This is a genomic window from Thiomicrospira microaerophila, assembly GCF_000934765.1.
In the GTDB taxonomy this organism is placed as follows: Bacteria; Pseudomonadota; Gammaproteobacteria; order Thiomicrospirales; family Thiomicrospiraceae; genus Thiomicrospira; species Thiomicrospira microaerophila.
In genome coordinates this window covers 96,816-122,684 of record NZ_JYNN01000008.1, presented here as the reverse complement: position 1 = coordinate 122,684, position 25,869 = coordinate 96,816, and the positions used below count along the sequence as shown (strand labels likewise).

Annotated in this window: 19 protein-coding genes; 6 read left to right on the top strand and 13 right to left on the bottom strand. The window is 45.5% G+C overall.

The window, feature by feature from the left end:
* Positions 1-89: 89 nt before the first annotated feature.
* The 4 genes from NA59_RS04940 to NA59_RS04925 form a co-directional block, all read right to left on the bottom strand.
* Complete coding sequence (locus NA59_RS04940; RefSeq protein ID WP_044408854.1) at positions 90-2,807, bottom strand: cation-transporting P-type ATPase; 2,718 nt, start codon at positions 2,805-2,807, stop codon at positions 90-92.
* A 79-nt stretch (positions 2,808-2,886) separates the two neighbouring features.
* Entirely contained in the window at positions 2,887-4,386 is a 1,500-nt protein-coding gene (locus NA59_RS04935; RefSeq protein WP_044408851.1) for a DUF1538 domain-containing protein, read from the bottom strand.
* 7 nt (positions 4,387-4,393) lie between these two features.
* Entirely contained in the window at positions 4,394-4,795 is a 402-nt protein-coding gene (locus tag NA59_RS04930) for a CBS domain-containing protein (RefSeq protein WP_083944956.1), read from the bottom strand.
* Entirely contained in the window at positions 4,795-5,145 is a 351-nt protein-coding gene (locus NA59_RS04925) for a P-II family nitrogen regulator (RefSeq protein ID WP_044408849.1), read from the bottom strand. Before NA59_RS04925 ends, NA59_RS04930 begins: the two co-directional genes overlap by 1 nt.
* 575 nt (positions 5,146-5,720) lie before the next feature.
* Between NA59_RS04925 and NA59_RS04920 the strand changes: the two genes are divergently transcribed.
* The 4 genes from NA59_RS04920 (at position 5,721) to NA59_RS04905 (ending at position 11,514) form a co-directional block, all read left to right on the top strand.
* A complete protein-coding gene (locus NA59_RS04920; protein WP_044408845.1) occupies positions 5,721-6,380 on the top strand; it encodes an ABC transporter ATP-binding protein in 660 nt (219 codons plus the stop codon).
* A gap of 83 nt (positions 6,381-6,463) precedes the next feature.
* On the top strand, positions 6,464-7,501 hold the full coding sequence (locus tag NA59_RS04915) for an extracellular solute-binding protein (RefSeq protein ID WP_083944954.1): 1,038 nt from the start codon (positions 6,464-6,466) through the stop codon (positions 7,499-7,501).
* A gap of 43 nt (positions 7,502-7,544) precedes the next feature.
* Entirely contained in the window at positions 7,545-9,140 is a 1,596-nt protein-coding gene (locus tag NA59_RS04910; RefSeq protein WP_044408842.1) for an ABC transporter permease, read from the top strand.
* A gap of 565 nt (positions 9,141-9,705) precedes the next feature.
* Positions 9,706-11,514 (top strand): DEAD/DEAH box helicase, encoded by a 1,809-nt coding sequence (locus tag NA59_RS04905; protein ID WP_044408839.1) that lies wholly within the window; start codon positions 9,706-9,708, stop codon positions 11,512-11,514.
* Between the two features lie 175 nt (positions 11,515-11,689).
* Here NA59_RS04905 and NA59_RS14770 read toward each other — a convergent pair whose 3' ends face one another.
* The 6 genes from NA59_RS14770 to NA59_RS04875 form a co-directional block, all read right to left on the bottom strand.
* A complete protein-coding gene (locus NA59_RS14770) occupies positions 11,690-12,163 on the bottom strand; it encodes a PIN domain-containing protein (protein ID WP_083944953.1) in 474 nt (157 codons plus the stop codon).
* A gap of 66 nt (positions 12,164-12,229) precedes the next feature.
* Positions 12,230-12,466: a hypothetical protein gene (locus tag NA59_RS04895; protein WP_044408836.1), complete on the bottom strand. Its 237-nt coding sequence runs from the start codon at positions 12,464-12,466 to the stop codon at positions 12,230-12,232.
* Positions 12,467-12,565: 99 nt separating this feature from the next.
* Positions 12,566-15,637 (bottom strand): efflux RND transporter permease subunit, encoded by a 3,072-nt coding sequence (locus NA59_RS04890; RefSeq protein ID WP_044408833.1) that lies wholly within the window; start codon positions 15,635-15,637, stop codon positions 12,566-12,568.
* A 6-nt stretch (positions 15,638-15,643) separates the two neighbouring features.
* Positions 15,644-16,651, bottom strand: coding sequence for an efflux RND transporter periplasmic adaptor subunit (locus NA59_RS04885; RefSeq protein WP_083944961.1), 1,008 nt, complete (start codon positions 16,649-16,651; stop codon positions 15,644-15,646).
* 242 nt (positions 16,652-16,893) lie between these two features.
* Positions 16,894-18,828 (bottom strand): diguanylate cyclase domain-containing protein, encoded by a 1,935-nt coding sequence (locus NA59_RS04880; protein ID WP_044408830.1) that lies wholly within the window; start codon positions 18,826-18,828, stop codon positions 16,894-16,896.
* Entirely contained in the window at positions 18,812-21,010 is a 2,199-nt protein-coding gene (locus tag NA59_RS04875) for a methyl-accepting chemotaxis protein (RefSeq protein ID WP_044408827.1), read from the bottom strand. The genes NA59_RS04880 and NA59_RS04875 overlap by 17 nt, the downstream gene beginning before the upstream one ends.
* A gap of 542 nt (positions 21,011-21,552) precedes the next feature.
* Between NA59_RS04875 and NA59_RS04870 the strand changes: the two genes are divergently transcribed.
* On the top strand, positions 21,553-23,136 hold the full coding sequence (locus NA59_RS04870) for a sensor histidine kinase (RefSeq protein ID WP_044408824.1): 1,584 nt from the start codon (positions 21,553-21,555) through the stop codon (positions 23,134-23,136).
* Positions 23,115-23,816 carry a response regulator transcription factor gene (locus tag NA59_RS04865; RefSeq protein ID WP_044408821.1) on the top strand — a complete coding sequence of 234 codons (702 nt, stop codon included), beginning with the start codon at positions 23,115-23,117 and terminating at the stop codon, positions 23,814-23,816. The genes NA59_RS04870 and NA59_RS04865 overlap by 22 nt, the downstream gene beginning before the upstream one ends.
* On the opposite strand, the gene NA59_RS04860 is transcribed toward NA59_RS04865, so the two are convergent.
* The 3 genes from NA59_RS04860 to NA59_RS04850 form a co-directional block, all read right to left on the bottom strand.
* On the bottom strand, positions 23,790-24,437 hold the full coding sequence (locus NA59_RS04860; RefSeq protein WP_044408819.1) for an ArsR/SmtB family transcription factor: 648 nt from the start codon (positions 24,435-24,437) through the stop codon (positions 23,790-23,792). The genes NA59_RS04865 and NA59_RS04860 overlap by 27 nt on opposite strands.
* Positions 24,438-24,443: 6 nt before the next feature.
* Positions 24,444-24,686, bottom strand: coding sequence for a hypothetical protein (locus NA59_RS04855; protein WP_044408816.1), 243 nt, complete (start codon positions 24,684-24,686; stop codon positions 24,444-24,446).
* Positions 24,687-24,808: 122 nt separating this feature from the next.
* A complete protein-coding gene (locus tag NA59_RS04850; protein WP_044408813.1) occupies positions 24,809-25,546 on the bottom strand; it encodes an MBL fold metallo-hydrolase in 738 nt (245 codons plus the stop codon).
* Between the last annotated feature and the right edge of the window lie 323 nt (positions 25,547-25,869).

Below are 25,869 nucleotides of genomic sequence, written 5' to 3'. Positions count from 1 at the left end.
TTTCTAATTGGATACTTGATTCATCAACACAGAGTACAGCTATTGTTGCGCTAGCTAGCTTTTAGCATGGCGCTGGCTTCCGTGTTTAGTTAAGCTGTCGCAAAAAAGCGTCTGCGCACTAATTTTTCTAACTCAACTACAAAAAATACCAGTATACCAAACAGTAGAATACGCACCCAGTCTTCAGCACTGATCGGTGTTGTACCAAACAAGGTATTCATAAAGGGCGCATAGGTAAATGCCAACTGAAGCACGACTAATACCCCTGCCGCAATCCACATCGCCTTACTGCCAAAAATTCCATTAAAGCTCAATACCGATTGATCAATATAGCGAAGATTAAACAAATAGAATAACTGACCCGCTACCAGCGTGTTAATCGCAACGGTGCGTGCATATTCATCCATCACACCCTGCATTTCCATATAAACAAAATGCCCAAAAGTACCGGCCCAAAGTAACAACGCAACAAACGGAATACGCCATAACATCAGTCCAGATAGCAACGGCATATCAGGTCGTCGAGGATGGCGACTCATCACCCCTGGCTCGGTAGGTTCAAACGCGAGCGCCATTGCCAAGGTCACCGAGGTCACCATATTAACCCAAAGCACTTGTACTGGCGTCAACGGTAATTGGTGTGCCAGTAAAATGGCAAAAATAATCGTTAACGACTGCCCCGCATTGGTCGGCAGCATATGCAAAATCGATTTACGAATATTGTTATAAACCGTGCGTCCTTCTTTGACTGCATGGGCAATAGACGCAAAGTTATCATCAGCCAACACCATTTCAGAGGCTTCTTTAGAGGCTTCAGTGCCCTTACGCCCCATCGAAATTCCAACATCTGCCCGCTTAAGCGCTGGGGCGTCATTAACCCCATCACCAGTCATCGCGGTGACATGACCTTCAGCCTGCAATGCCTGGACTAATCTTAGTTTATGTTCCGGACTGGTACGTGCAAAAATGTCTACCTCAGTCACGACACGACGTAATGCCTCGTCATCCATTTGTTCAATTTCTTGGCCTGTAATGGCGGTTTTTCCATCACCAATGCCCAGCTGTAACCCTATCGCCCGTGCCGTAGCCGAGTGATCACCGGTAATCATTTTGACAGAAATACCCGCTTGATGACATTCAGCTACTGCTCGAATCGCTTCTTCTCTTGGCGGGTCGATTATGCCAAACAGGTTTAGCAATACGGCACCTTCTTCAACATCTTTGAAAGTTAATTCAACTTGTTGCATCGGTACTTTTTTAACGGCAATCGCTAAGACTCGCTGCCCACGATCCGCAAGCCCTTCCATCGCTTGGTGCCAAAAATCAGCGTCAATCGGCAGATCACCCTTATCCGTACGCTGATAGTTGCACATAGCAAGAACGCGCTCCGGTGCGCCTTTGATAAAGATATAGCCATGCCCTTCATGATCATGATGCAAGGTCGCCATAAACTTGTGGTCCGACTCAAATGGGATCAGGTCTGTTCGAGGAAAACTATCTGATTCTGTCTGTGAATCAAGCCCAGCCTTCATCGCCGCGGCTAACAATGCGCCTTCAGTCGGATCACCATTGACTTGCCAATCACCGTCTTTTTCAACCAACCAGCTATCATTACATAACAACGCGCCACGCAAGCCTTGCGCCAATGCAGGTCCAGCTTGTTCCAACTCAAGCATATGACCATCACGCTCAATAGCGCCCTGTGGCGCATAACCCACGCCAGAAACCTGGTATTCACCATCTGCGGTTATTAAAGCCTGAACCGTCATTTCGTTGCGTGTCAACGTACCGGTTTTATCTGAACAGATGGTGGTCACTGCGCCTAGGGTTTCAACCGCAGGTAAGCGACGAATAATCGCATTGCGCCGCGCCATTTTTTGCACCCCGATTGCGAGGGTAATGGTCATAATCGCCGGTAAACCTTCAGGAATGGTCGAAACCGCCAAACTCACTGCAGCAAGGAACATCTCCGCCGCCGCATAGTCACGCACCCAATAACCAAATGCAAAGATAAGCGCGGATAGGATCACAATTATGATAGAAAGGATGCGGCCAAACTCTGCGGTTTGACGCAGTAACGGTGTGCTAATGGTTTCCACTTTAGATAGCATAGCGCTAATTCGGCCAATTTCAGTTTGTTCGCCAGTGGCTACCACCACCCCACGGCCACGGCCAAAGTTAACCAATGTACCTGAATAAGCCATCGAAAAGCGATCACCCAAATCTGATTCGGTTGCCACCGTTTCACTGCGCTTTTCAACCGGAACCGATTCCCCGGTCAAAACCGCTTCTTCAATGCGTAAACTACGTGTATCAATCAAACGTAAATCCGCCGGCACTTTATCGCCCGCTTGAAGTAAAACAATATCACCCGGCACCAGTTGATCGGCTTCAATCGTTATACGCTGTCCATCGCGCAACACCACCGCCTGAGGCGACAGCATATTTCGGATTGCATCCAGCGCCTGTTCGGCTTTGCCCTCTTGCACAAAACCAATACTGGCATTGATTAACACCACCGCCAAAATAACAAAGGTATCCACCCAGTGTTCTAAAAAAGCCGTACCAATCGCTGCGGCAACCAATATGTAGATAAGGATATTATTAAACTGACGCAACAAACGCACCAGTGGGCCGCTTCGTTGACTGGTTTCGATCCGATTAGGCCCAAACTCATCTAGGCGCTTCTGGGCATCAGCAGGTTCTAAGCCCTCCTCACTCGTCGTAAAATGTTTGAGTGCTTCATTGGCATTTCGAGCATGCCAATTCAACGGCTTTGTTCCTACCGTAGTTTTATCTTGCGTCATAAAAATAACCTCCTAATACATATTTATACACCACCTAATAGCATGTCAAACTAGCGTCATTTAAATTCAAAATCCGTTTTTATCCTATCCGCGCTTTGCGTTTGGTCATCCATTGAGCGAAAATGCTGTATCCCAGTACCGTAATCATGGGGAATACTGAAGCAAACGCTATCAAGCCAAAGCCATCCATTAAAATATTACGCCCTTCAATATTGGTCGCCAAATAAATCCCAAATGCGGTAATCAGCGGCACCGTGATCTCGGACGTCGTCACCCCGCCAAGGTCAAACGCAAACGCGTGCATCTCCCTTGGCGCAAAAAACACCAGCAGCACCACAAAACCATAAAGCAGGGTAATCATTAACCAAATATCCATGCCATTGACGATTTTGTAAGTGCCCAGCAGAATGCCCAAGCCCACACCGACCGCGACTAACACGCGGATCAGGGTGACATTTAAACTCAATTCCGAATACTTGTCGGCTTGCTTAATCACCGCCACCAGCGCGGGTTCGGCCATGGTGGTGCCAAAGCCCACCAAGAACGCAAACAAGAAAATAAAGAACAGGCTATTCATATCCACCAAGTTGCCCGCAATCGATTCACCAATTGGGAACAAACCTAATTTAATCCCGAGTATAAAGCCATAAAGACCAATCACTAGGAAAACAAACCCTATCACCACACGCGATAGATTCGGTAAGCGTTTACGCAATACCAAAAACTGGAAGATAAAAATCGTGATTAAAATCGGCAGGATATTCAAAAAGGTATCCAATATGCCAGCTAAAACCACCATCGGTGCAAAATCAGCCAGTGAATAGGCTTCTTCAATCGGTTTTTCATAACCCACCCCCAGCATACTCAGATCATCACCCAGTGCAAAAATGCCATACAGCTGAATACTGATCATCGGTGTAATCGCCGCCAGCGCCACGAAGCCAAAACCATCACGCAATACACTGCGACCGCGAATCGACGAGGCAATACCAATGCCAATCGCCACAATCAGCGGCACGGTCGCCACATTGGTCGCCACCCCACCTGAGTCATAGGCTAAGCCGATAATTTCTTTTGGCGTGAAGTAGGTAATCACTAGAACAAGAATATAGCCCGAAATAATGATCTTAGACACAGACCAGCCAAACAAGGCGCGAACGATACCAAATGCGGTAATTGCACCCACGGAGCAGGCAATAATCAAACGCAAGGTAAAGGCATTAATCTCACCCTGGGTGATTTCTTCAGCTTGCAACGCGACCGCGATTATCGCGGGTTCGGCAATCGACGCGGAAAACCCAATCGCAAAACCAAAAAGCGTAAACAATACCACCGAGCGTTTTTGTAGAAACTCGTTCGACAGGGAATTCCCCAGCGGGAACACCCCAACCTCCAAGCCAACTAGGAAAAACGCCACCCCAATAATAACGATCACAAAACCTATAGCAATCGATAGCACATTATCGGGTAGTGTTTGAAACACTAAAAGCTGAAAACCGATAATAATAATCAGGATAGGTAAGATATTGCGCAACGACTCAAAAAGCGCGTGTTGCAGCTGTTTAAAAATTTCAATCATAACAAGTCTAATCTACCATTGACATTAAATAATCATTTAAATCCGTTACGCTCAGAACACCTTTTAATTCATTATTGTCAGTCACTAAAACACGCTTTACATTTAAATCCAACATAGTTTTAGCAGCATATTTGATATCAATTTTAGAGGATACCGAAAAAGCGGGTTTGCTATAGACATCAAACACATTCAAAAGTTCAATATCGCCGTCTTCCACTAAAATGGGTTGCAAAATTTGTGAGTTAGTTATAATTCCATAGGCATCACTGGCAGAACACTTTTCGACCACCAAAGATTTCAACCCATGCTTCTTCATCAACTGCATCGCTTCTTTCACAGTTGCATGCGGCTTGACTGTAATTACATGCGTCTTCATTACATCTTCAACTAGAATTTTTTTATCAGACATTACAAACGCTCCTCTTGTTCAATATTCATTTCAAATTTATGTAACATGGCTTTATCTAACCCAACAATATGATTAATCGGTGAGGTAAATGCCAAACCATCGTTATTAGGGCTATCAAAATAAGGTTTTAACCTTCTTAACACCTTTCTTGAAAGTCCTTCTTCCAAAATATATAGTAAAACACTACGATTACCTTCAAAAGTCAAAGAAAAAAACGAACGTTTTTCTTCCGCACCGCTGCCCTTCGCCTCCATAATAGTCGCCCCAACAGCACCGACTTCTTTGGCCATATTTTTAACTTCGGATTCACATTCCGCAGAAGTAATCACCACCAATGCAACAAACTTCATAGACCACCTCGCTATTAAACATTAATTTTGGTTGAGCTAATTCTAACCCGTTAAAAGTGCATTTTGTTGAAATTTAGATGAAAACTATAACTAAACCCAGGGCAAACGCATCTTAAGCAAAAATAAATCAACAACTTATAACCAAATCTCGCTCCCACGTTGAGCGCCTTGGAATTGGGTTCGAGCGCTGTTTCATAGGTTAAATCGGTCTGCATTCCCACGCACAGCGTGGGAACGAGATTAAAATCCGGGTTAAGAGGAAAAACTGTCATTGCGAGGAGCGCAGCGACGCGGCAATCTCTCAAGCGCGCGCACAGTCTGCCAGAGATTGCCACGGCCTTCGGCCTCGCAATGACGCGTTATTTTTTTAATCTCGCGATGCACAAGTTGTAAGTTGTTGATTTACTATCTACTTAAGATACGTTTGCCCTGTAACTTAACCAGGCCTGGTTAGGTTTTGATTGTAAAGGGAGATATCAATCAATCCCAGCGGTAAATATTTGTCATCTTGCTATTGCAAATTACTATCATTTATTTTAAATTAGACACTAACAACACAGCATTAGGTTTCAACCATGTTAAAACTCAGTGATATTCAAGTCGTTTATAACAAAACCCCCGTGCTAGACCAGTTTAATCTTGATATTGCAGCGGGCGAAATTGTCGGTATCCTTGGCCCTAGTGGATGCGGTAAAAGCACCCTGTTAAGAGCGATAGCCGGCTTTGTTGAAATTGCCAAAGGCGAAATTTGTTTAAATAATAGCTGCCTCGCCAGCTGTCAATGCACCATTCCGCCTGAAAAACGCGGTGTGGGCATGATGTTTCAGGATAATGCGCTGTTCCCGCATCTGAGTGTGGCGCAAAATATTGCTTTTGGTATTAACAAGCTGTCAAAAACCGAACGCAAACTTCGCGTTGCTGAACTGATTGAGTTGATTCAGCTTCAAGGACTTGAAGGTCGTTATCCGCATGAGTTATCGGGCGGTCAACAACAACGTGTTGCGCTAGCGCGTGCATTAGCACCTAAACCGAGTCTCATTTTATTTGATGAACCTTTTTCTAACCTAGACACCACACTGAGTGAACATTTAGCGGTTGAAATTCGTCAATTACTCAAACAGCAAAATACCGCTGCGATTTTAGTCACACATACCTTCCGTGAAGCACAGCTAATGTGTGATCGTTATGGCACCTTAGAAAGCTGCCTACTTGGCACCATGCAACACGCCGCTTAATTTAGTTAAAAAACGCCTGTTTGTTCAGGCTTTTTTTATTTTATTAAATAGTAATAATTATATTTAACACTTAGGATATTATTGTGAAGAAGATACTGGCTACACTGTTAACGACCAGCATTTTAGGTTTAACCGCCTGTTCTAATGATTCGGCTACCCCATCATCAGAAGGCATTCAGCAAGAAGATAACAAGGTGGTGGTTTATTCTTCGCGTGCTGAGCATTTAATTAAACCACTGTTTGACCAATTTAGCGCTGAAACGGGCATTGAAGTGCAGTTTCAGACAGGACGTGCCAATGCGCTGATTGAACGCTTGCGTGCCGAAGGCGCGAATTCACCGGCCGATATTTTAATGACGGTGGATGCGGGTAATCTGTGGTATGCCGCTGATCAAGGTCTGTTTCAAACCCTTAACAGTTCTATCGTTGAAAACAATATCCCTGCGCACTTGCGCGACCCCGATCAACTTTGGACAGGTTTATCCGTTCGCGCCCGCACCTTTGTCTATCATTCTGACAAAATCCAACCTAACCAGTTAACCAGCTATGAAGACCTGGCCGATCCAAAATGGCAAGGCCGCTTATGTTTGCGTACATCAGGTTCGGTGTATAACAAATCATTAGTTGCGGCGATGATTGATCGTCATGGTGAACCCAAAACCGCCGAAGTCTTGAGTGGTTGGGTGAATAATCTGGCGACGAAACCCACCGCACGTGATGTACATGTGATGGAGGCGATTCTAGCAGGGCAATGTGATGTCGGCTTGGTGAACACCTATTACTATGGCCGCTTAGAAGCCGATACCCCGAATACGCCCCTCAAACTCGCTTGGGCTAACCAAGACACCACCGGTACCCATATTAACGTCTCAGGTGCAGGTATTCTAAAGCACGCTAGTCAACCCAATAATGCACGCAAGCTGATTGAGTGGCTATCCTCTGAAACGGCGCAGCAGACCTATGGCGCGCTAAATCGTGAATATCCGGCGAATCCAACAATTAAGCTTGACCCTCAAGTCGCCGCTTGGGGTGAGTATAAGCAAGACCAACTTAACCTGCGTCAAGTCGGTGTGCTCCAGCAAAAAGCCACCATGTTAATCAACCGCGTGGGTTATGAATAATTGTCTTGTCATTTTTAGAGTTCAAATCGTTTAGAATAACGAGATGAACTCGAAAACGATTTGGCAAATTTCTTTGTGGGCACTGATTATTTTAATCAGCTTGCCCCTTTTGCGTTTATTAAGCGCTTGGTTTGAACCCAACACCGAAATTTGGCAACACCTCTATGACACCCTGCTTTGGACTTTAGTGGGTAATACCCTTTGGTTGCTGCTGGGTGTCGCCATCGGCGTAACGCTACTGGGTGTGGTTATGGCTTGGTTTGTCACCATGTGTGAGTTCCCAGGGCGAAAATGGTTAGAGTGGATGTTGTTTTTACCCTTTGCGATTCCGGCCTATGTACTGGGGTTTGTGTATTTGGGGTTATTTGATTTTCCCGGACCGGTTCAAAGTTTTTTGCGTGATACCTTTGGCTGGTCAGGCCTGGATATACGCCAAGGCAGCCTGAGCATTATCATCGTGATGACGCTGGTACTTTATCCTTATGTGTATATGCTGGCGCGTAATGCGTTTTATAGTCAAGGCAACGGCTTGATTGAGAGCGCGCGGTTGTTGGGTTATAACCCTTATCAAGTGCTCTGGCATGTATCCATTCCGCTTGCGCGTCCAGCAATTGCCGCCGGGGTGATGTTGGCATTAATGGAAACCCTCGCCGATTTTGGTACCGTCTCCATTTTCAACTATTCCACCCTCACCAGCGGCATTTTCAGTGTTTGGGAAGACTTCCGCTCACTTCAAGCCGCCGCACAACTCTCTACCGCCCTGCTCGGTATTGCGGTTCTTTTGATTCTAATTGAACGCTGGAGCCGAGGACGCGCGCGTTATGATGCAACCAAACGGATGAATTCGCGCCCTTATAAACTCAAGGGCGCGAAAGCCTGGTTGGTCACGGCCTTAGTCAGCAGCGTAGTTTTCTTGGCGTTTATTTTACCTGTTAGCCAACTGCTCATCTGGGCGAGCAAAACGCTAGTTGAAGAATGGGATAGTCGCTATCTTGATTGGATTAGCAATAGCTTTATGCTGGCTTTTGGTGCGGCCTTGTTAACCGTGGGCTTGGCGGTGATTGTTAATAGTGTGCGCATGCAGGCACGTTTGTCTTGGCCACTCAAGGTCGGTATTCGATTTGCAAACCTTGGCTATGCGCTACCGGGTTCGGTGTTGGCGGTCGGTATTATGCTGTTGATTATTGATCTGGGTGAGCTGGTAGCGCCGGGCGCCGGCATTTGGTTAAGCTCAGGCGTGTTTGCTTTGTTGTTGGCGTATATGGTGCGGTTTTTGGCGGTGGCGTATGGCCCAGTTGAAAGCAGCTTTGATACGATTACACCTTCGATGACCGAGGCCGCACGCAGTTTAGGCGCGTCAACACCACGCTTAGTGTCAGATGTCTATTTCCCTATTTTAAAACCAGGCCTGGTGATTGCCGGCTTTATGGTGGCGGTGGATGTCATGAAAGAACTCCCCGCCACCTATTTACTACGCCCCTACGGTTGGGACACCTTGGCGATTCGTATTTATGAGCTCAGCTCAGAAGGGCTGTATGACCGTGCCGCCATTCCCTCCTTAATGTTACTGCTACTCGGTTTAGCCAGCCTATATATGGTGCATCTCATCAATAAACGCTACAAGATTCGGGCGCGTTAAGATTAGCAGGACGCGAGGCCAATAAACCACTCGCAAACTGCCCGCGCCCTCCAAAGATCCCGGCTTGCGCCGGGATGACGGGTTGTTTCTATGCCATTCCGGCGCAGGCCGGAATCTCAAACCGACTGTACTCCCCCTCAAGAAATTGCCGCGCTTCGCTCGTAATGCCCGACTATTTTTGCGTGAAATTTATGAATCAAAGAAAGCAAAGCTAAATATCCGGTTTAAGACACCCTTACCCTAATGAACAAAACTTTAATTTGCATAAAAATTATTAATAACTTATAATCTTCCGTGCTTTACCTCATGCTCTCTCATTAGTGACGACTTATTATCTCTGTTTTTATTCGCAGATTGATTTCGCTAGACCGAGAGCCATACGGAGCTCGGGAACTTTTAAGTGGCCTTTTTCATGCGCTATTTCTTAACTTTCTTATTGCATCAGTCCAGTGTTGCTTTTGCCTGTTAGGCGTTTAGGCATCCTTTGGGATTTATGCCAGACAGCCGTTTTTCCGTTGAATGAGCCATTAAGCATTTATTTAATTATCATTTAAAGGAAATCTTTATGAGCGAAACCACTGTTGATGTTACATTTGAAAGCTTTAACCTCATTCCCCAAGTACTTCAGGCATTGAAAGATGTCGGTTATGAAACCCCGTCACCGATTCAAGCCCAAGCGATTCCATCTATTTTAGAAGGCCGTGATATTTTAGGTATGGCGCAAACCGGTACCGGTAAAACCGCCGCGTTTGCCCTACCTTTGTTATCGCGGGTTGATATCAAAAATACCAACCCTCAAATTCTTGTTTTAGCCCCTACCCGCGAATTAGCGATTCAGGTTGCTGAAGCATTCCAAAGCTTTGCGCATCACATGAAAGGCTTTCATGTATTGCCTATTTACGGTGGTCAGGAATATGGCGGCCAGATTCGTGCGCTAAAGCGTGGCGCACAGGTTGTTGTGGGTACGCCAGGGCGCGTCATGGACCACATGCGTAAAGGCACATTGAACCTAGACAATCTACAAGCTTTAGTATTAGACGAAGCCGATGAGATGTTACGCATGGGCTTTATTGATGATGTGGAGTGGGTACTCGAACAAACCCCGCAAAATCGTCAAATTGCTTTGTTTTCGGCTACCATGCCAAAAGAAGTGCATAAGATTGCCACTAAGCATTTGAATAATCCGGTTGAAGTGATTATCAAACAAAAAACCGGTACGGCTTCAACCATCACCCAGTCTTATTGGTTGGTTAGCGGTTTGCATAAACTCGATGCGATGACACGCATCTTAGAAGCTACAGAGTTTGATGGCATTATCGTGTTTGTTCGTACTAAAACTGCGACGGTTGAGCTGGCTGAAAAACTCGAAGCGCGGGGTTACTCGGCCGCTGCCCTAAATGGTGATATTGCCCAAAACCAACGTGAACGTATTGTTGATCAGTTGAAAAAAGGCAAAATTGATATTTTAATTGCAACCGATGTGGCGGCACGTGGTTTGGACGTGGATCGCATCACCCATGTTATTAACTATGATATTCCCTATGACACCGAAAGCTATGTTCACCGTATCGGGCGTACCGGTCGTGCGGGACGTGAAGGTAATGCGATATTGTTTGTAGCGCCACGTGAGCGTCGTTTGTTACAGCAAATTGAGCGTGCAACGAATAAAAAAATCGACATGCTAACGCTACCAAGCACCCAAGATATCAATGACCAGCGTGTAGAAAAATTCAAGCAACGCATTACGGAAGCGCTTGAGCAAGAAGGCTTGGAGTTCTATCAGCAGATTATTGAGGATATGCAACAAACCTCAAATATCCCAGCGCTTGAAATTGCGGCCGCATTAGCAAAACTAGTTCAGGGTGACGTGCCTTTCTTCTTAGAAGACAAACCCGTGCGCCAGGCCAGCTTCCGTGATGATGATCGCGGTTCGCGCGACTTTGGCCGTGATCGTCCAGCACGTGGTCGTGGTGATCGCAACGACCGTGATAGCCGTGGTGGTGATCGCCCAGAGCGTGCGCCGCGTCGCCCACGTGCCGACGGTCCACCTGAATCAGGTATGAAGCGTTACCGCATTAATGTTGGCTTTGCCAATGGCGTCAAGCCAGGCAACATTATTGGTGCGATTGCGAATGAAGGCGGTATTGAAGGTTCATCGATTCGTCAATTAAATATTCAAGATAGCTTTAGTTTAGTTGATTTGCCAGCGGATTTATCTAAGGCGCAATTAGCCACTTTGAAAAAGACTTGGATTTGTGGCCAACCTGCTGATTTAACTGAGGTGCGTGAAGGGGGTGCAGGTGCAAACGCATCTAGCCCACGCCCAAAGCTAAGCCGTAACAAGCCCGCTGGTGCACCACGCGCTAAACGCTAAGCAATAAGCTTCAAAACACAGGCCAACCAGGCCTGGTTAAGAGAATACTAAAAAGGGGCGAAAGCCCCTTTTTTATTGTCAGGCGATGGTGGCTGCCTGATTTTACACGATTCTTCTTTGGCGCGCGGCATTGAGAGTTGCATGAAGCGGTGACATGCCATTATTACCGTGCTCTTCAATAGGGTTTAAACAGGTAAGATGCGCTTTCCATTGCTTTGGCAAGTTTTACATCTGCTGTGACCAGCACGCTGTCTAACGATTGAGCGGATGCCATAATAATGGCATCCGGTAGCTTTAATGAACGCTTGATTCGGATATCAGCAATCGCATCTAATAATTTGGTATCCGCCATCTCAAGATTCAACACTTCTACACGCGAAACAAATTCTGTAAACATCTGTTTATCATGTTGCGATAGCGCTGAAAAAGCAAAAAATTCAAGACGACTAATCACTGATATAGCAATAAAATCTGCTTTATGGGCTAAGCCAACAACTTCAGGATGCCCTTTTAACCCGGATATTTCATAAAGTTCACGCGCCCTCGCTGGTCTATTGATTCCCCAGCACTTTTCTCTCAGTCGGCTGTATGAATAACTACAGCGCTCCTTCGAAAAAAGCACTGGGAAACCAATATCCTGCGCGATCATCACGCGAATTTATGAAATATCCGGGTTAATAAGGCAACAATGGCATTGGTATCAAAAAAATAACGTTTACCACTCATCACGCAGTGCTTTTTGTTCTGTGAGAGCATCTCCCTGCCATTCAAGTTTACCTACCAGGTCTGAAAAGTCATACGCAGCCAAATTATTAAGGTTTTTATTACCATGTGGCTTTTCAATAGTGTCTGCCAAAACAATTACTTTAACATGCTTGTTTTTGAGTTTTTCAAACTGAGGAATGCGCACATATTCACTTTTTAAATCGGCTTCAAATTCAATGGCGTACATAGAGTTTAGCTCCTTATTCAATTTTTTCCGTTTTATTATACGCCAAATGAGTTGTTGTAACTTGTTGATTTAATGTCAGGCGATGGTGGCTACCTGATTTCATAAGGTTCTTCTTTGGCGCGCGGTTAGGCGGTAGATTAGTGGGATGGTGAACAGGGTTAAAAGTGTCGATACGCCGATACCCCAAACAATCGCGGTGGCAACGGGGCTGAACATCAGTGAATGGCCACCTAACCCTATTGCCAAGCCCATTAAACCCGCCATCGTGGTGAAGGTGGTAATTAAAATCGGTACTAGACGGCGGCGAGCGGCATAGAGAATCGCATGAAGCGGTGACATGCCATCATTTCGGCGTGAATTGGCGGCTGATATCAATACAATGGCCGAGTTTACGGCAATCCCAGACAGCGCAACAACGCCGTAGAGTGTGTAAAGACTCAGTGGATAGCCACTAAACCATAAACCATAAGCCACACCGGTAAACGCCATCGGAATGGTGATGAGGATAATAAAGGGTTGAAAGTAGCTTCTAAACTGGGCGCCAAGAATCAAATACATCAAACCAATCCCCATCACAAACAATAGCAACATCGCATTCAGTGACTCGTTGATTTCATCCAGTTCACCAGAAAAGTCCAAATTTATGCCGGGGTGATTGAGCGCTAAGTCTTCCCAAGCCGCCTGCAAAATCGCATTGGCGCTAAGGGTGTCAATTTGGCTGCGATCGATATCGGCTTCTAGGGTAATCGCGCGGCTAAAGTTGTGATGGCGCAGGCTGACATAACCCTGTTGAATTTGAGTATCCACCAGTTCGCCGAGTGCAATCCGCTGACCACTTGGGCTGGCGATTTGGGTAGCTAACCAGGCCTCAATATCGTCTGTTTGCGGCAAGGCAGCGCGTACCCGTAAATCGACCTGTTCCCCCCGATCATTCATTTGCGCGACGACTTCGCCATCGGTGAGCAGTCTTAGGCTGCGCACCACCGTCATAGGGTCAAGCCCAGCACGACTGATGGCGCTCATGTTCAACTGTGTGATGAGTTGTGGACTTCCTAGTGTGGCATCGTTTTGGATATCTTTGATGCCGGGTGTATTTTCAAGTACATGGGTTAAGTCGGCTACGGCGGCGGCAATTTGGTCGTAATCATCGCCACGCACCTTGACGCTAATGGGCTTGGAGCTGGGTGGCCCACCTGAGAGTTTTAACACGCCAATTTCAGCTGGAATCGGCGCATGGGTCTGAACATGGTCGCGCAAGCCATCAATGATTTGATCGATGGTTCGTCCATTGGCTTGTTTTGGGTATAGGCTGATAAATACCTGACCATAGTTTTCACCCATCAGCGGTTCGGTTTCGGTAAACATTTGTCCGGCGTAACTCACAAGCGCACGTTTTTCTTCGGGTTTTAACCAGGCCTGGGCCAGTTTTTCAACTTCTAGGGTGGTGGCAAGGGTATTCTCCAAGGGTGTACCCGTCGGTAGCTCAACGTTTAGGTAAAAGATTTCTAGGGTATCGGAGGCGAAAAAGTTGGTGCTAATTCGCTCTGAGGCCACCAAATATACCGCTGAAGAAAACGCGCCAATCAGAATAATTAAGGTAAGCCAAGGATGACGAAAGCTTTTTACTAACGCGCGGCCATAAAGGTTACGCAATTTCATCAGACGGCGCTCACGCCCTGGGCTGAGGTGGTGGCTTTGGTTGGCTTTGAGATGAAGCGCATGGCTTTGTGAAGGTAGCATCCAAAAGGCCTGAATCAAACTAATGATTAACGCAATGGTCACCACCATCGGCACAATGCGCATAAAATCGCCCAGAATACCCGGCAGCAACATCAGGGGTAAAAACGCGGCAATGGTCGTCAACACCGCAGCGACCAGCGGCCAACCGACTTCGCGCATCGCCTCAATCGCTGCATCGAGCGTATTGCGCCCTCGGTGCATATGCTGGTGCATCGCCTCAATCATGACAACAGCGACATCCACCAGCATGCCTAACGCAATAATCACACCGAGGAGTACGGTTAAGTTCAGGGTTTCCCCCGTCATGTTTAATACAATAAACACACCGGTAAGCGAGAACGGAATCGCCATCGCGACTAAGACACCAATGCGCCAGCCTAAAAACAACCAGCTGACAAGCAGTACAAAGGCCAATCCTTGCAGTGCATTGGTTTGCATCATGGAAATCGCATCGCGGGTGGATTGAGTTTGGTCATCCGCTAACGTTAAGGTGAGGCCCTGCGCGTCATATTGTTGGTTGTAGTCATCGATAAAGTCTTCAAGCCGCTCAACCAGCTCGAGAGTATTGGCTGAGCCGGATTTCATTACGGCTAACATAATCGCAGGTTGATCGTTCATCGATACCTTTTGGGTGGCATCTTGACGTGCGCGTAGAATCTGTGCGACCTCTTCGAGCAACACCTCGCCTTGCGCTGTAGGGAGGGGGAGTTGCGATAGCGCCTGAGGATCCGGGTTTTGCCCAATATGACGAATAAGCCATTGTTCTTGACCGACACGTAATTTGCCTGCCGCCTGGTCTTGCCATTGGGCGGCAATCATATCGGCGACTAAAGCCGGGCTAAGTCCCAAATTCGCCAGCTGCTCAAAATCCATCCGCACCTGCAGTTCTGGCTTTTCGAGTCCAATCGTATCAATCCGATCCACACCGCGCAGGCGTTCAAGTTCGCGTTTAAGTTGATAACCTTGTGCGCGTAGTGTTTCATCAAAGGCTTGACCTTTTAATACCAAGGTGGCCGAGGGGTAGGCATTCGCACTGGTAATTTCAATCACCATGGGTTCGACTATATCGGCAGGCAGTTCTGGGCGTTTGTTTTGAATTTCGCGGCGTAAATCATTAACACGTTTATCGAAGGTGCGTTCATCGAGATCACGAAAGCGTACTAAGATATTTGATAGCCCGACGCGCGAGGTGCTTGATACGAAATTGACGTCATTGAGCTTACGCAACGCATCTTCAAGTGGCTGGGTAACGCGGGTTTCAATGTCCTCCGCGCTGGCACCCGGCAAAGCGGTGACAATAATGATCCAGTTAAAGTTAATCGTCGGGTCTTTTTGACGTGGCATATCCATATAGGACATAGCGCCAATGACCAACACCAGCGCAAACACTAAGTTAGCTAGAACCGAGTTACTTATAAAACGCTTCATCATGTTAGGTTACTCGCGTCTGAGGCGCTGTTGGCCCTGGGTGACAATCTCGATTTCATTTGACCAGTCCGCTGGAAGGCTATGGGGGCGGCCTTCTTGCGCCTGGGGTAAAACGCGAAATTGCAGTTGATTATTCTCTACAACAAACACACCCAAATCCTCGCCACGTTGAACAATCACGCTGGTAGGTAAATAGGCTTGAGATTGGGTGAGGAAAATCTGACCACTTAGACCAATCGGTAATGGGGTGTCAGAGGAGAACCAGAGTTTTACTGAGCGACTGCGGGGTTCAATATTGGGCGCTTGGCGTAACAGCGTAACGGACTGATCATCGAAGCCTTGTGCACGGAATAATGCATTCAGCTGACCAGGCCTGGTTGTGATTTCGGTGTTTTGTAGCCAATTAAAAGGCACTTGAGTTTCTATCTCAGCAGACTGGGTTTGCAGTAGATCAAGCAATGGCATGCCCACATTCACCCATTGCCCTAGCCCCACTTTTTGTTCGAGTACCACACCATCAAAGGGGGCGCGAATTTGGCAGCGATTAATTTGACGTTGGGTAATCGTTTGTTCAGTATTGAGCAGTTGTTGTTGGGCTTGAAGTTGCTGGACTTGGGTTTGCGCTTCATCCAGCTGGCTGCGATTGGTGAGGTCTCGGGCTTGTAATTGCGCTAGCCGAGAAACCTGCCGCTCGGCTAAGTCAAGGTTGGCTTGGGTTTGTTTTTGTTGCGCAGCTAAACGTTCAAGTTGCAGTTGTTGGTCGCGACAGTCCAGCTCAACTAAGATTTGGCCGGATTTAACCCGATCACCTGGGCGAGGATGAATGCGGTTAATGCGCGCATTGAGCTCGCTTGATAATGCGGTATGGTTCGGACTAATGACCTCGGCACTAAACGACTGGGATAATTGAATCACCACTTCATTGAGCGACTGAGTGACCACTTGCGAACGCCAAGTGTCTGATGCCCAACTAAACGTGTTCATCATTAACATACCAAAAAACATTATCCAACGCATAACGCCCACCCTAAAATCCATAATATTAAATATTATTATAACCACCCAGCCCGGATGTTTCATAAATTCGCGTGATGATCGCGCAGAATATGGGCTTCCCAGTGCTTTTTTGAAGGAACGCTGTCGTTATTCATACAGTCAGCTGAGAAAAAATACTGGGGAATCAATAGACAAGCCAGGGCGCGTAAACTTGATGAATCGAAGAAAGCGAAGTTAAATATTCGGGCTAGGAGCTTGTCACATTAGGCTCGATTTTTGGACGCCGCTTTTACTTTGTACATGGATTCATCCGCGAGGGTAAGTAGTTGTTGAATATCTTGCCCATCCTGCGGATAAAGACTAAAGCCAATGCTGGCGCTAATTGAAAGACGCAATTCATCCACGACAATATCTGTTTGAACAGCCGCCATAATATGACTTATCACAATTTGAATATCTGTTGATTCATTAATGTCTTTAACGATAGCAACAAACTCATCACCCGCTAAACGACCAATCACATCATTTTCACGTAATGATTGCTCAAGGCGCCTCCCTGTTTGCTTAAGAACCTGGTCACCAACATAATGACCACAGGTATCATTGATGGCTTTAAAATCATTAAGATCAATAAACAAAATAGCGACTTTAGACTGATAACGCTTGGCATCCGCAAGGGTCTGTTTGAGTAAACTTAACAAAAGCACGCGATTAGGTAAACCGGTTAGCTCGTCATAGTGTGCCGCTTGGTAAAGCTTGGCTTCCATTTGTTTTTCTAGCGTAATGTCTCTTGCCATACAAAGCAGCCGTTGGGTTTTTCGGTGCCCGCTTGCAAACGGCATATTTGACCAAAAACTAAGCAGGCTTTGGCCGTCTTTACGCACATTTTTATTCTCTGAAAAGGTGATTTTTTTATTTTCAAAAGCCTCTTTTATCACGCTTTCGACCTTATCAAGGTCTTGATGATGGACCAATAATGTAAATACATTTTTGCCCACCACTTCTTCGCTAGCATAATGAAAAGTATTTTGTGCTTCACGGTTCCAATTAAAAATGGTGCCATGCTGATCGATTTCAATCAAGCTAATCGGCGCATTTAAAAACAAGGATTCAAATTGTTTATGACGCAGATTAGCTAAATAAAACTGGTGATAAAAAATACCAGCCAATAAACCAATACTCACAAGCAAGACTAGAGCATAATAAAATTGCGTTTTGAGTTGCTGATAAGCCAAATCTGAGTTTTGGTAAAGAAGGCCTTGAATAGTTATATGTTCGGGTAAAATACCTAATTGCGCATAGGTCTGGGCAATATGGTGCCAGCGCCCTGGATTCATATAACCTATCTCAACCAAATCTGGGCGCATGATTTCGCGCATTTTTTGAGCTTCAAATGCCAAGTGTGCACGGCTTTTTCTTGAAGAATAGTCTGTCAAAATTAAATCAATGATTTCATCAGGATATTGCATCGCATAGCGCCAACCCTGTAATGACGCCTCTAGAAAGCGTTCCACCAACTCAGGCTGTTGCTGAATCATCGCCTGTGAAGTAAACAGGTTGTCACCATAAAAATCAATGCCCGCCATCGTAGGGCGGAATAATTGGGTTTCGATGCCGAGTTGCGCAAACTCAAACGGTTCGTCTGTTGTATAGACCGACATCGCTTTGACCTTGCCGTCAATGAGATCCTCAATAACATGATTATGCATGACTTGATTAATTTGTTTTAAACCAATCCCTTCACTCTTTAAATAAGCAAACAGCTCAAGCGAATTGGGTTCAATCATCATGGTTTCATTTGCTAATTGATGAATATTGGTGATGCCGGAAGATGCTAGGGTGGCAAAGGCTAAGGGTGAATGTTGCATAATGACCGCTAAAACCACAAGCGGATCACCCTGATGATAGTTTAACAAGACCTCACTGGTACCGACACCAAACTCGGCTTTTCCTTCTAGCACTTTTTGGATCAGATTCATGCCCGCCTGTGCTTCAATTAGGGTGACATCCAGTCCTGCATCTTGATAATAACCTTTTTCAAGCGCCGCATAATAACCCGCGAACTGGAATTGGTGTTGCCATTTTAATTGCAACTGAACCGGGGTTAAATGCATGGGAACGGGCTGAGCATGGGCTTGCAGACTCACCAATAATATTAGGCATAACCCATATGAAAAAGCACTAATTCGTCGTGGCATACTTGTTCTCAAGCGTCTTGTGCGCTGTGGGGGTTGTTGGCATGAAATCGGTTTTAAAAAACAGCATGTTTTCTTCCAAAACATGGGCTTGATCACGCAGGCTTATCGCTGTCGCGGCGGTTTCTTCAACCAAGGCCGCGTTTTGTTGGGTAACCTGTTCTATGTTAGCAATAGCATGGTTGACCTGTGCGATACCGTCCGCTTGCTCCACTGACGCATTCGCAATAAATTCAACCAGGCCTGTTACTTCATCAACTGCCTGAGTTATCGCCATCAATGCTTCACCCGATGCATCGGCAAGCTGCGTGCCTTCGTCAATTTGGTTGACACTTTCACCGATCAGCAATTTTATATCCTTTGCCGCCTCGGCGGATTTTTGTGCCAAACCACGAACCTCACCGGCCACCACCGCAAAACCACGCCCATTTTCTCCTGCTCTCGCAGCTTCAACGGCAGCATTCAGTGCCAACAGATTGGTTTGAAACGCAATCCCATCGATTAGACTCACGATTTGTTCAATTTTCTTACTTGAGGCTTTGATACCTTGCATGGCATGAATGGTTTGCGTCATCACAGCACGTCCTTGGTTGGCTTTTTGTTGGACACCAGACACCAGCTCACTTGCTTGCTGTGCATGCGTATTGGTTTCTTGAATACGCGTATTCATTTGCACCATCGAACTGGAGGTCTTTTCTAACGCCGCCGCTTGCTGCTGGACGCGTGAACTCAAGCCACTGGATGCTTGAGCGACTTCCGCGGCCGACGATTTTATTGTATTCGACGCCTCCATCACCGCGGTTACCACGCCTTTTAAATTGGCCAGCGAGTAGTTAATCGCTTCTTTAAGCTTGTCCAAATCGCCCTTAAATGAGCCATCAGGTAGTTGGACGGTTAAATCACCTGCCGCCTGGGCGCGCATCGCTTGACCAATTTGATTGACCGAATCCGATAGGACACGCATCGATGCATTGACGGAATCTTTAATCAAGGCTAACTCACCGCTGGCGGCGGAATCCACGCGACTAGTAAAGTGACCCGATTCCATATCCTGCATGACCTGAATAATCTCTCGCGATACATTGGCTTCATCGGTGCGATCTAACCATTCAATGACATAGCCAATCTTTTTTTCTCCTTGAAAAATCGGCTCAACCGTTAAACGCATCACCAGATCCGCTATCCTAAGTTCGCCCGACCAACAAGCGCTTAAATCAGTAAAAACAGGACTCGCTTCAGGAATCGGCTTTAAAAGCCTATCTATATAACTTCCAATGAGTTTAGAAACATCAAAATTGGCATAAACAGATTGAAGCGAAGCTTGGTTGCGGGTAAACATTTTCATTAAAGAAACATTGGCACTTTTAACCCTCAAATCAACATCCGTCACCATAATATTTGTACTCGCGGTGTTCAATGCCGTCATGAGGGTTTGTGATGCGTTTAAGGCATCATAGTTTTTTGCCGCCGCTTCCGCGACTCTTGAGCGAACCATATTTAAAGCAAACCCTAAGGTTGTACGACTGGCTATCGGTTGACGAAATACCCCGTTCGCAACATCTTCAAACCCCTGTTGCACCTCTTTGCTGAAGCGGTCTTTACGCTCTGTCGCCCAGATCAAATAGCCCAACCCCGCAATCGCAAAAGGCAGTAATGCCAATCCCGGAGTAGTCATACCCAAACCCAATAATGCCATAGTGCCGCCGACAAACGTAGCCGAGATCGCATTTTGCCAACGTAATCGTGCTGTTGAAGGTAAAGGGGTATAAGGAAATGCCGTTTGACCGGATTTCACCTGTTGATATAACAATTGCGCTTGGTACTTCTGTTCATTTGAAGCGGGATAACGTACAGACAGGTAGCCGGTTATTTTTCCCGCGACCTTAATCGGACTGGCATTCGCCGCTACCCAATAATATTGACCATTTTTACGCTTGTTTTTGACGATGCCAAACCAAGGATACCCCGCTTGAATCGTTTGCCAAAAATCTTTAAAGGCTTCTTTTGGCATGTCTGAATGCCTTAATAAACAGTGAGGCTGACCTATTAAATCGACATCATCATAACCCGATGCTTCTTTGAATGCTTGATTGTATTCAACAACATTACCTTTCAAATCAGATGTCGAGAGAATAACCATATCCTCTGAAAGTCGGTATTCATTTTTCGCAATAGTATCGGTCATGTTAAAGCTTCCTGTTTAAGTCTTACGCTATAAAATCGATCAATAAAAAACATACTTAATTAATTAGAATAAATCTGGTCTATAAGGATTATAGTAAAGTCCAATACTTGTCACTGACCGACTCTGACACAAGGGGAATCAAAAGAATAAACCAACAACTTCTCCTCCTCACTCCGATGCTGTAGGTCATGGCCATTAACCTGGATCTTTTGAGGTTATGTGCTGTCGGTTTGATATTCCGGACCCCGCCGGCATGACGGGTTTTCTTAACTTAATGGCTGTGACGTTGCAGGTGGGAGTGCTTTAGGAATGAGAAAAACTGACTTAACCCAGATTTTTTTCGCTTCGAGTGGTTTCATCCGACAGGCTCCTGGCACGGATTGTACCAAACAGTAAACTAAAGATGGTAAACCTCGCTAAATTGCGGTATTATCGTGCAATATATATTCAATTTTTATAAAAATACACATATCGAATTATTTATACTATATAAATAAAAGTAAAATTATATAGAAAATAATTACTATGAAATGGCACATTAAATGATAAAAAACTACCTCCCCCTGCTTGCAGGTGGTTTCCTGTATTTTTTTACTGCAAAACTGGGAATGTCAATTTTTTCATTACAGCCAACGGGCTTATCACTGCTCTGGCTTCCCTTTGGTATTGCGGTAATTTTAGTTGAAAAATACGGACTTAAATCCCTACCAATTATCTTTCTAGCCAGTTTTTTATCGCACCTTAACCTCGCAACTGACACAGATTTATTTGCCATCATCCATCGAATTATCCCCTCTATAGCCGATAGCCTTGCGCCGCTTCTGGCGGTTTATTTACTCAAAAAATATGTCAAAACCGATTTTAACAATATATCTATCCTGCTTCCATTCTCGCTGCTGGTCGGGGTCATACCTTCATTGCTCACCGGTGTGGTGATCAGTTTTAACTGGATGATTGCCGGCGACATTGCGCATGAAATGGTGATTAATTACATTGTGATGATTGTTTTTTCAGATACCTTAGGCTTGCTACTGCTCTATCCGCTTTATAAAAGCATGGATAACAGGGATTTTTCATCTAACGAAAAGGTTAATTTTTTATTGTTTTTATCCCTAGGGATCATTATCACCCTCATCTCGATTGAATACGGTTTTCTTATCTTCCTGCTCTATCCGCTTTTGCTGATTTCCGTGTTTAAACTCAATATTAAATACATTATGACCTTGTTGCTGTTGCTGGTCATTTTTACACTCGCGCTCTCATCGCAGTTTACTATTAGCTATTTCATCGCGGATACGCCAATGAGTGCTATTTTGATGCTCAGTTCATTTTTAGCGACCCTTACGTTTATTGTCATGGGCATGGCACTCGTAATGATTGCGCAAGACAGCATGAGTCAACATATCTGTCAAATTGAAAAAGACCATGTAAAAATAGCCCTGGAAAAAAGCCATGCCCAAGCTATTGCTAACAAAGAACGCGAAGATAAAGAACAGAAAGCACAGTTTTTAAGCATGCTCTCACACGAACTTAAAACACCTTTATCCGTTATCAGAATGGGCGTTTCACAACAAACCATGTCGGATAGTTTGCGCAACCACATCATTCAAGCGAGCAATGACATGGGCATGGTTATTGATCGCTGTGCGGTACTAGAAAAAGTAGATGAGAACGTAGCGTTAAAAATACAAACCGTTAATCTGGTATCCCTGATTAACTATGTAACCCATCACAGCCAGGCACCTGAACGCATCCGATTGGATTTTACAGATGCCATCACCAATCTTCATATTCAAACCGATGAAGATTGGTTAAAAGTGATCCTGTCTAACTTGATAGATAACGCATTAAAATACAGCCCAAAAGACACCTTCGTCCGCATTTATATTAGAAAAGAAAAAGCGACTTGGTGTATCGGTGTCTGCAATCAAATCAACGAACCCGCACCGGATGCTAAGCATATTTTTGACAAGTATTACCGCAGCCCAAAAGCACGGATGCAAACAGGCTCTGGTTTAGGTTTGTACATTGTGAAACGCTTAGCCCTGCAATTACAAACTCACATTGAGTATATTCCGATGAAAGAAAAGGTGATTTTTCGCTTATGTCTGACTATTCAAAATTAAAATTATTATTGGTTGAAGATCACCTAGCGCTGCGTGAGGTATTCAGTGAATTTTTAACCTCACAGGGCCACCAGGTCTGTGCGCATGAGTCTGCCGAACAAGTGCTTGCGCTTTCAGCAGCCACGGCATTTGATTTGGCCTTGCTTGATCTTAATCTACCGGGCGAAGACGGCTTGTATCTCGCTGAAAAACTGCGCATGCAGTCACCTAACATCGGTATTATTATGCTCACAGCCAGAAATAGCATCGAAGATAAACTGGCTGGTTATACCAGTGGGGCGGATATATACCTGCCCAAACCAGTATCGCCAGAAGAATTAAATGCCGCCATTCAAGCCGTCTGTAGACGCATTCCGAAACTCAATCACAAAGATTTAACACTTTATTTTTTAACCAATCAACTGGCTAACTTACAAACGGATATAACCCCAATATGCCTGTCGATTGAAGAAACACGGCTGTTAACGATACTGTCACAAGCACCGCAACAACAGCTTGAAATATGGGAGTTAGCTGAAAACCTCGATCTAGATTTAGATTCAAATACATTACGCGCTACCCTCGAAAAGCGCGTATCGCGTTTACGAAAAAAACTGGTGGCATTAGCCCAACCGGCTTCTTCGATTAAATTTATTCGCGGCTATGGGTATAAACTAACGGTTTCGATCGAGATTGTTTAACCATTCTGGATAACCTTCGGCGAGGCGTTTGGCTTTTATGCCCCGTTTTTGCAATTGATCTAATGCCTGTTGTGACCACATACAATAGGGGCCACGGCAATACACCACTAGGGTTTTGTCAGTCTGAAGGTCGGGCAGTTTTTGTGCCAGTTGTTCAATGGGGATATTGATCGCTTCGGGAATATGCCCGGCGGCATATTCGTCCTCGGGTCGAACATCTAACAGGGTATAAGGCTGTTTAAAGTCTTTTAAGGCTTTCAGCGAAATGGGTTCAAACGGGGTATTAGGTTGCAGATGCGTTTGCAATAGCGTTTGCATCGAATCGAGTTGGCTTTCAGTAACCTCGCGCAAACTGACAATCAATTGAAACACGCTAGGGTCACTCAGCGCATAAATAATATGTTGACCTTGACGTTGATGCCTAACCAGGCCTGCTTGTTTTAAAGTTTGCAAGTGTTTGGAAACATTGGCGATACTTAAGCCAAGCTTGTTATGCAGGGTTTCGACATCGCAGTCGGTTTGCGCCAGCACATCCAAAATCATCAACCGATTCGCATGCCCCAGCGCCTTGCTAACCTGCGCAAGTTGATCAAACAAGTTGTATTTAAGTGAATTCGTCATTGAACTTTAATTATATCCACGACAAGCTTGCTGCCATGCAACGGGGTCTTGAATATCTTTGAATGCCCCTGGGTTGGTTTTTAGAACCGCAGTTAGCTTTGATTTCAGTGAGGCGGTCTCACTGTTCAAGTTAGCATCCATTATCGGTTTTTCTTCAACGATTTGGATTTCTGACGAGTCCAAATGGTTAATGAGATATAAAAAATGCTCAAGCATTGAGTCATTCACATTGAGGGTAATTTGTCTCATATTTTGTTCCACTAAATAAGCTACAGAACTCTATTGTAACGGATTTATTATGGCGCGTTGCGGCATCTAGGCTATCTTATAACTGAGTTTGCTTTTGGTAATGCCGTCGGTAACGTTTTTATTTAGTTTGATGGATTCGCATTAAATGCGATGATTTTGTCCATGCCTTCTGGATAAGGTAGCATCGCGCCGAGCACTGTTTTTTTGAAGTCTTCTTGGCTCATGCTTAGGGTTGGATTATGGCGTTTTTCAAACCCAATGGTGGAAACCGGTTTACCGCTAATGCCTGCACCGCACACACTGCCCGCTTGCGCCCCAGGCAAAATTTCTAGGTAGTCGGGTAAGCTCAGTAGTTTGGTGTGAATCGAGTCATAGAGTTTTTCCACCATTTCTTCTTCGCGACCACGTAAATCAGGACGCCCCACACTGCCAACAAACAAGGTGTGGCCACTGACTAAAAACCAGGGTTCGTCGCAACGTGATTTGTCGGTGACCAATAAACAAATACTGTCTTCAGTATGGCCCGGAGTATGCAGAATTTGGGCATGTACATTGCCTGCCTCAATCACTTGACCGTCGGTCAGCGGGGTGAAATCACATTGTGCCGGAGCGTCTTTAAACAAACAATATTCGCCACCCGCGCGTTTCGCCAACTCCGCGCCACCGCTGTAGTGATCTGCATGAACATGGGTATCGACCACATGGGTAATCGTGACCCCTTTTTGCATCGCTTTTTCTAGATAAAGGTCCACTTCGGTGTTATGAACATCGACCGCTATGGCTTTGCCTTGGCCGACACAATAGAGTAAATAAGATAAAGAACCGGGTTCAGAGTCGGGGGTGTGTTGGAATAAAAACATGTGTTTGCCTCTCTTGCTAGATCAAATTGGAATTGACACTATACGACTTTGTCGGCTAATATTCAACCAGTTGGTTGAATAAGGCAGGGCAAACGCTTCTAAATAATATAAAAAAATCACGCGTCATTGCGAGGCCGAAGGCCGTGGCAATCTCTGGCAGACTGAGCACACCCTTGAGAGATTGCCGCGTCACTTCGCTCCTCGCAATGACGGGCATTTTCTAAGCTTAATGGCAACACGTTCAACGTGTGAGCGCCTTGGACTTGGGTTCGATCGCTGTTTCATAGGTTAAATTGGTCTGCATTCCCACGCAAAGCGTGGAA

Excerpts from the sequence above, each read along its gene's own strand:
- NA59_RS04890 (WP_044408833.1), bottom strand. The coding sequence starts at position 15,637 with ATGATGAAGCGTTTTATAAGTAACTCGGTTCTAGCTAACTTAGTGTTT.
- NA59_RS04865 (WP_044408821.1), top strand. The coding sequence starts at position 23,115 with ATGTCTGACTATTCAAAATTAAAATTATTATTGGTTGAAGATCACCTA.
- NA59_RS04930 (WP_083944956.1), bottom strand. The coding sequence starts at position 4,795 with ATGTCTGATAAAAAAATTCTAGTTGAAGATGTAATGAAGACGCATGTA.
- NA59_RS04850 (WP_044408813.1), bottom strand. The coding sequence starts at position 25,546 with ATGTTTTTATTCCAACACACCCCCGACTCTGAACCCGGTTCTTTATCT.
- NA59_RS14770 (WP_083944953.1), bottom strand. The coding sequence starts at position 12,163 with ATGATCGCGCAGGATATTGGTTTCCCAGTGCTTTTTTCGAAGGAGCGC.
- NA59_RS04885 (WP_083944961.1), bottom strand. The coding sequence starts at position 16,651 with ATGCGTTGGATAATGTTTTTTGGTATGTTAATGATGAACACGTTTAGT.
- NA59_RS04855 (WP_044408816.1), bottom strand. The coding sequence starts at position 24,686 with ATGAGACAAATTACCCTCAATGTGAATGACTCAATGCTTGAGCATTTT.
- NA59_RS04935 (WP_044408851.1), bottom strand. The coding sequence starts at position 4,386 with ATGATTGAAATTTTTAAACAGCTGCAACACGCGCTTTTTGAGTCGTTG.
- NA59_RS04920 (WP_044408845.1), top strand. The coding sequence starts at position 5,721 with ATGTTAAAACTCAGTGATATTCAAGTCGTTTATAACAAAACCCCCGTG.
- NA59_RS04895 (WP_044408836.1), bottom strand. The coding sequence starts at position 12,466 with ATGTACGCCATTGAATTTGAAGCCGATTTAAAAAGTGAATATGTGCGC.
- NA59_RS04940 (WP_044408854.1), bottom strand. The coding sequence starts at position 2,807 with ATGACGCAAGATAAAACTACGGTAGGAACAAAGCCGTTGAATTGGCAT.
- NA59_RS04860 (WP_044408819.1), bottom strand. The coding sequence starts at position 24,437 with ATGACGAATTCACTTAAATACAACTTGTTTGATCAACTTGCGCAGGTT.
- NA59_RS04910 (WP_044408842.1), top strand. The coding sequence starts at position 7,545 with ATGAACTCGAAAACGATTTGGCAAATTTCTTTGTGGGCACTGATTATT.
- NA59_RS04925 (WP_044408849.1), bottom strand. The coding sequence starts at position 5,145 with ATGAAGTTTGTTGCATTGGTGGTGATTACTTCTGCGGAATGTGAATCC.
- NA59_RS04880 (WP_044408830.1), bottom strand. The coding sequence starts at position 18,828 with ATGCCACGACGAATTAGTGCTTTTTCATATGGGTTATGCCTAATATTA.
- NA59_RS04875 (WP_044408827.1), bottom strand. The coding sequence starts at position 21,010 with ATGACCGATACTATTGCGAAAAATGAATACCGACTTTCAGAGGATATG.
- NA59_RS04870 (WP_044408824.1), top strand. The coding sequence starts at position 21,553 with ATGATAAAAAACTACCTCCCCCTGCTTGCAGGTGGTTTCCTGTATTTT.
- NA59_RS04905 (WP_044408839.1), top strand. The coding sequence starts at position 9,706 with ATGAGCGAAACCACTGTTGATGTTACATTTGAAAGCTTTAACCTCATT.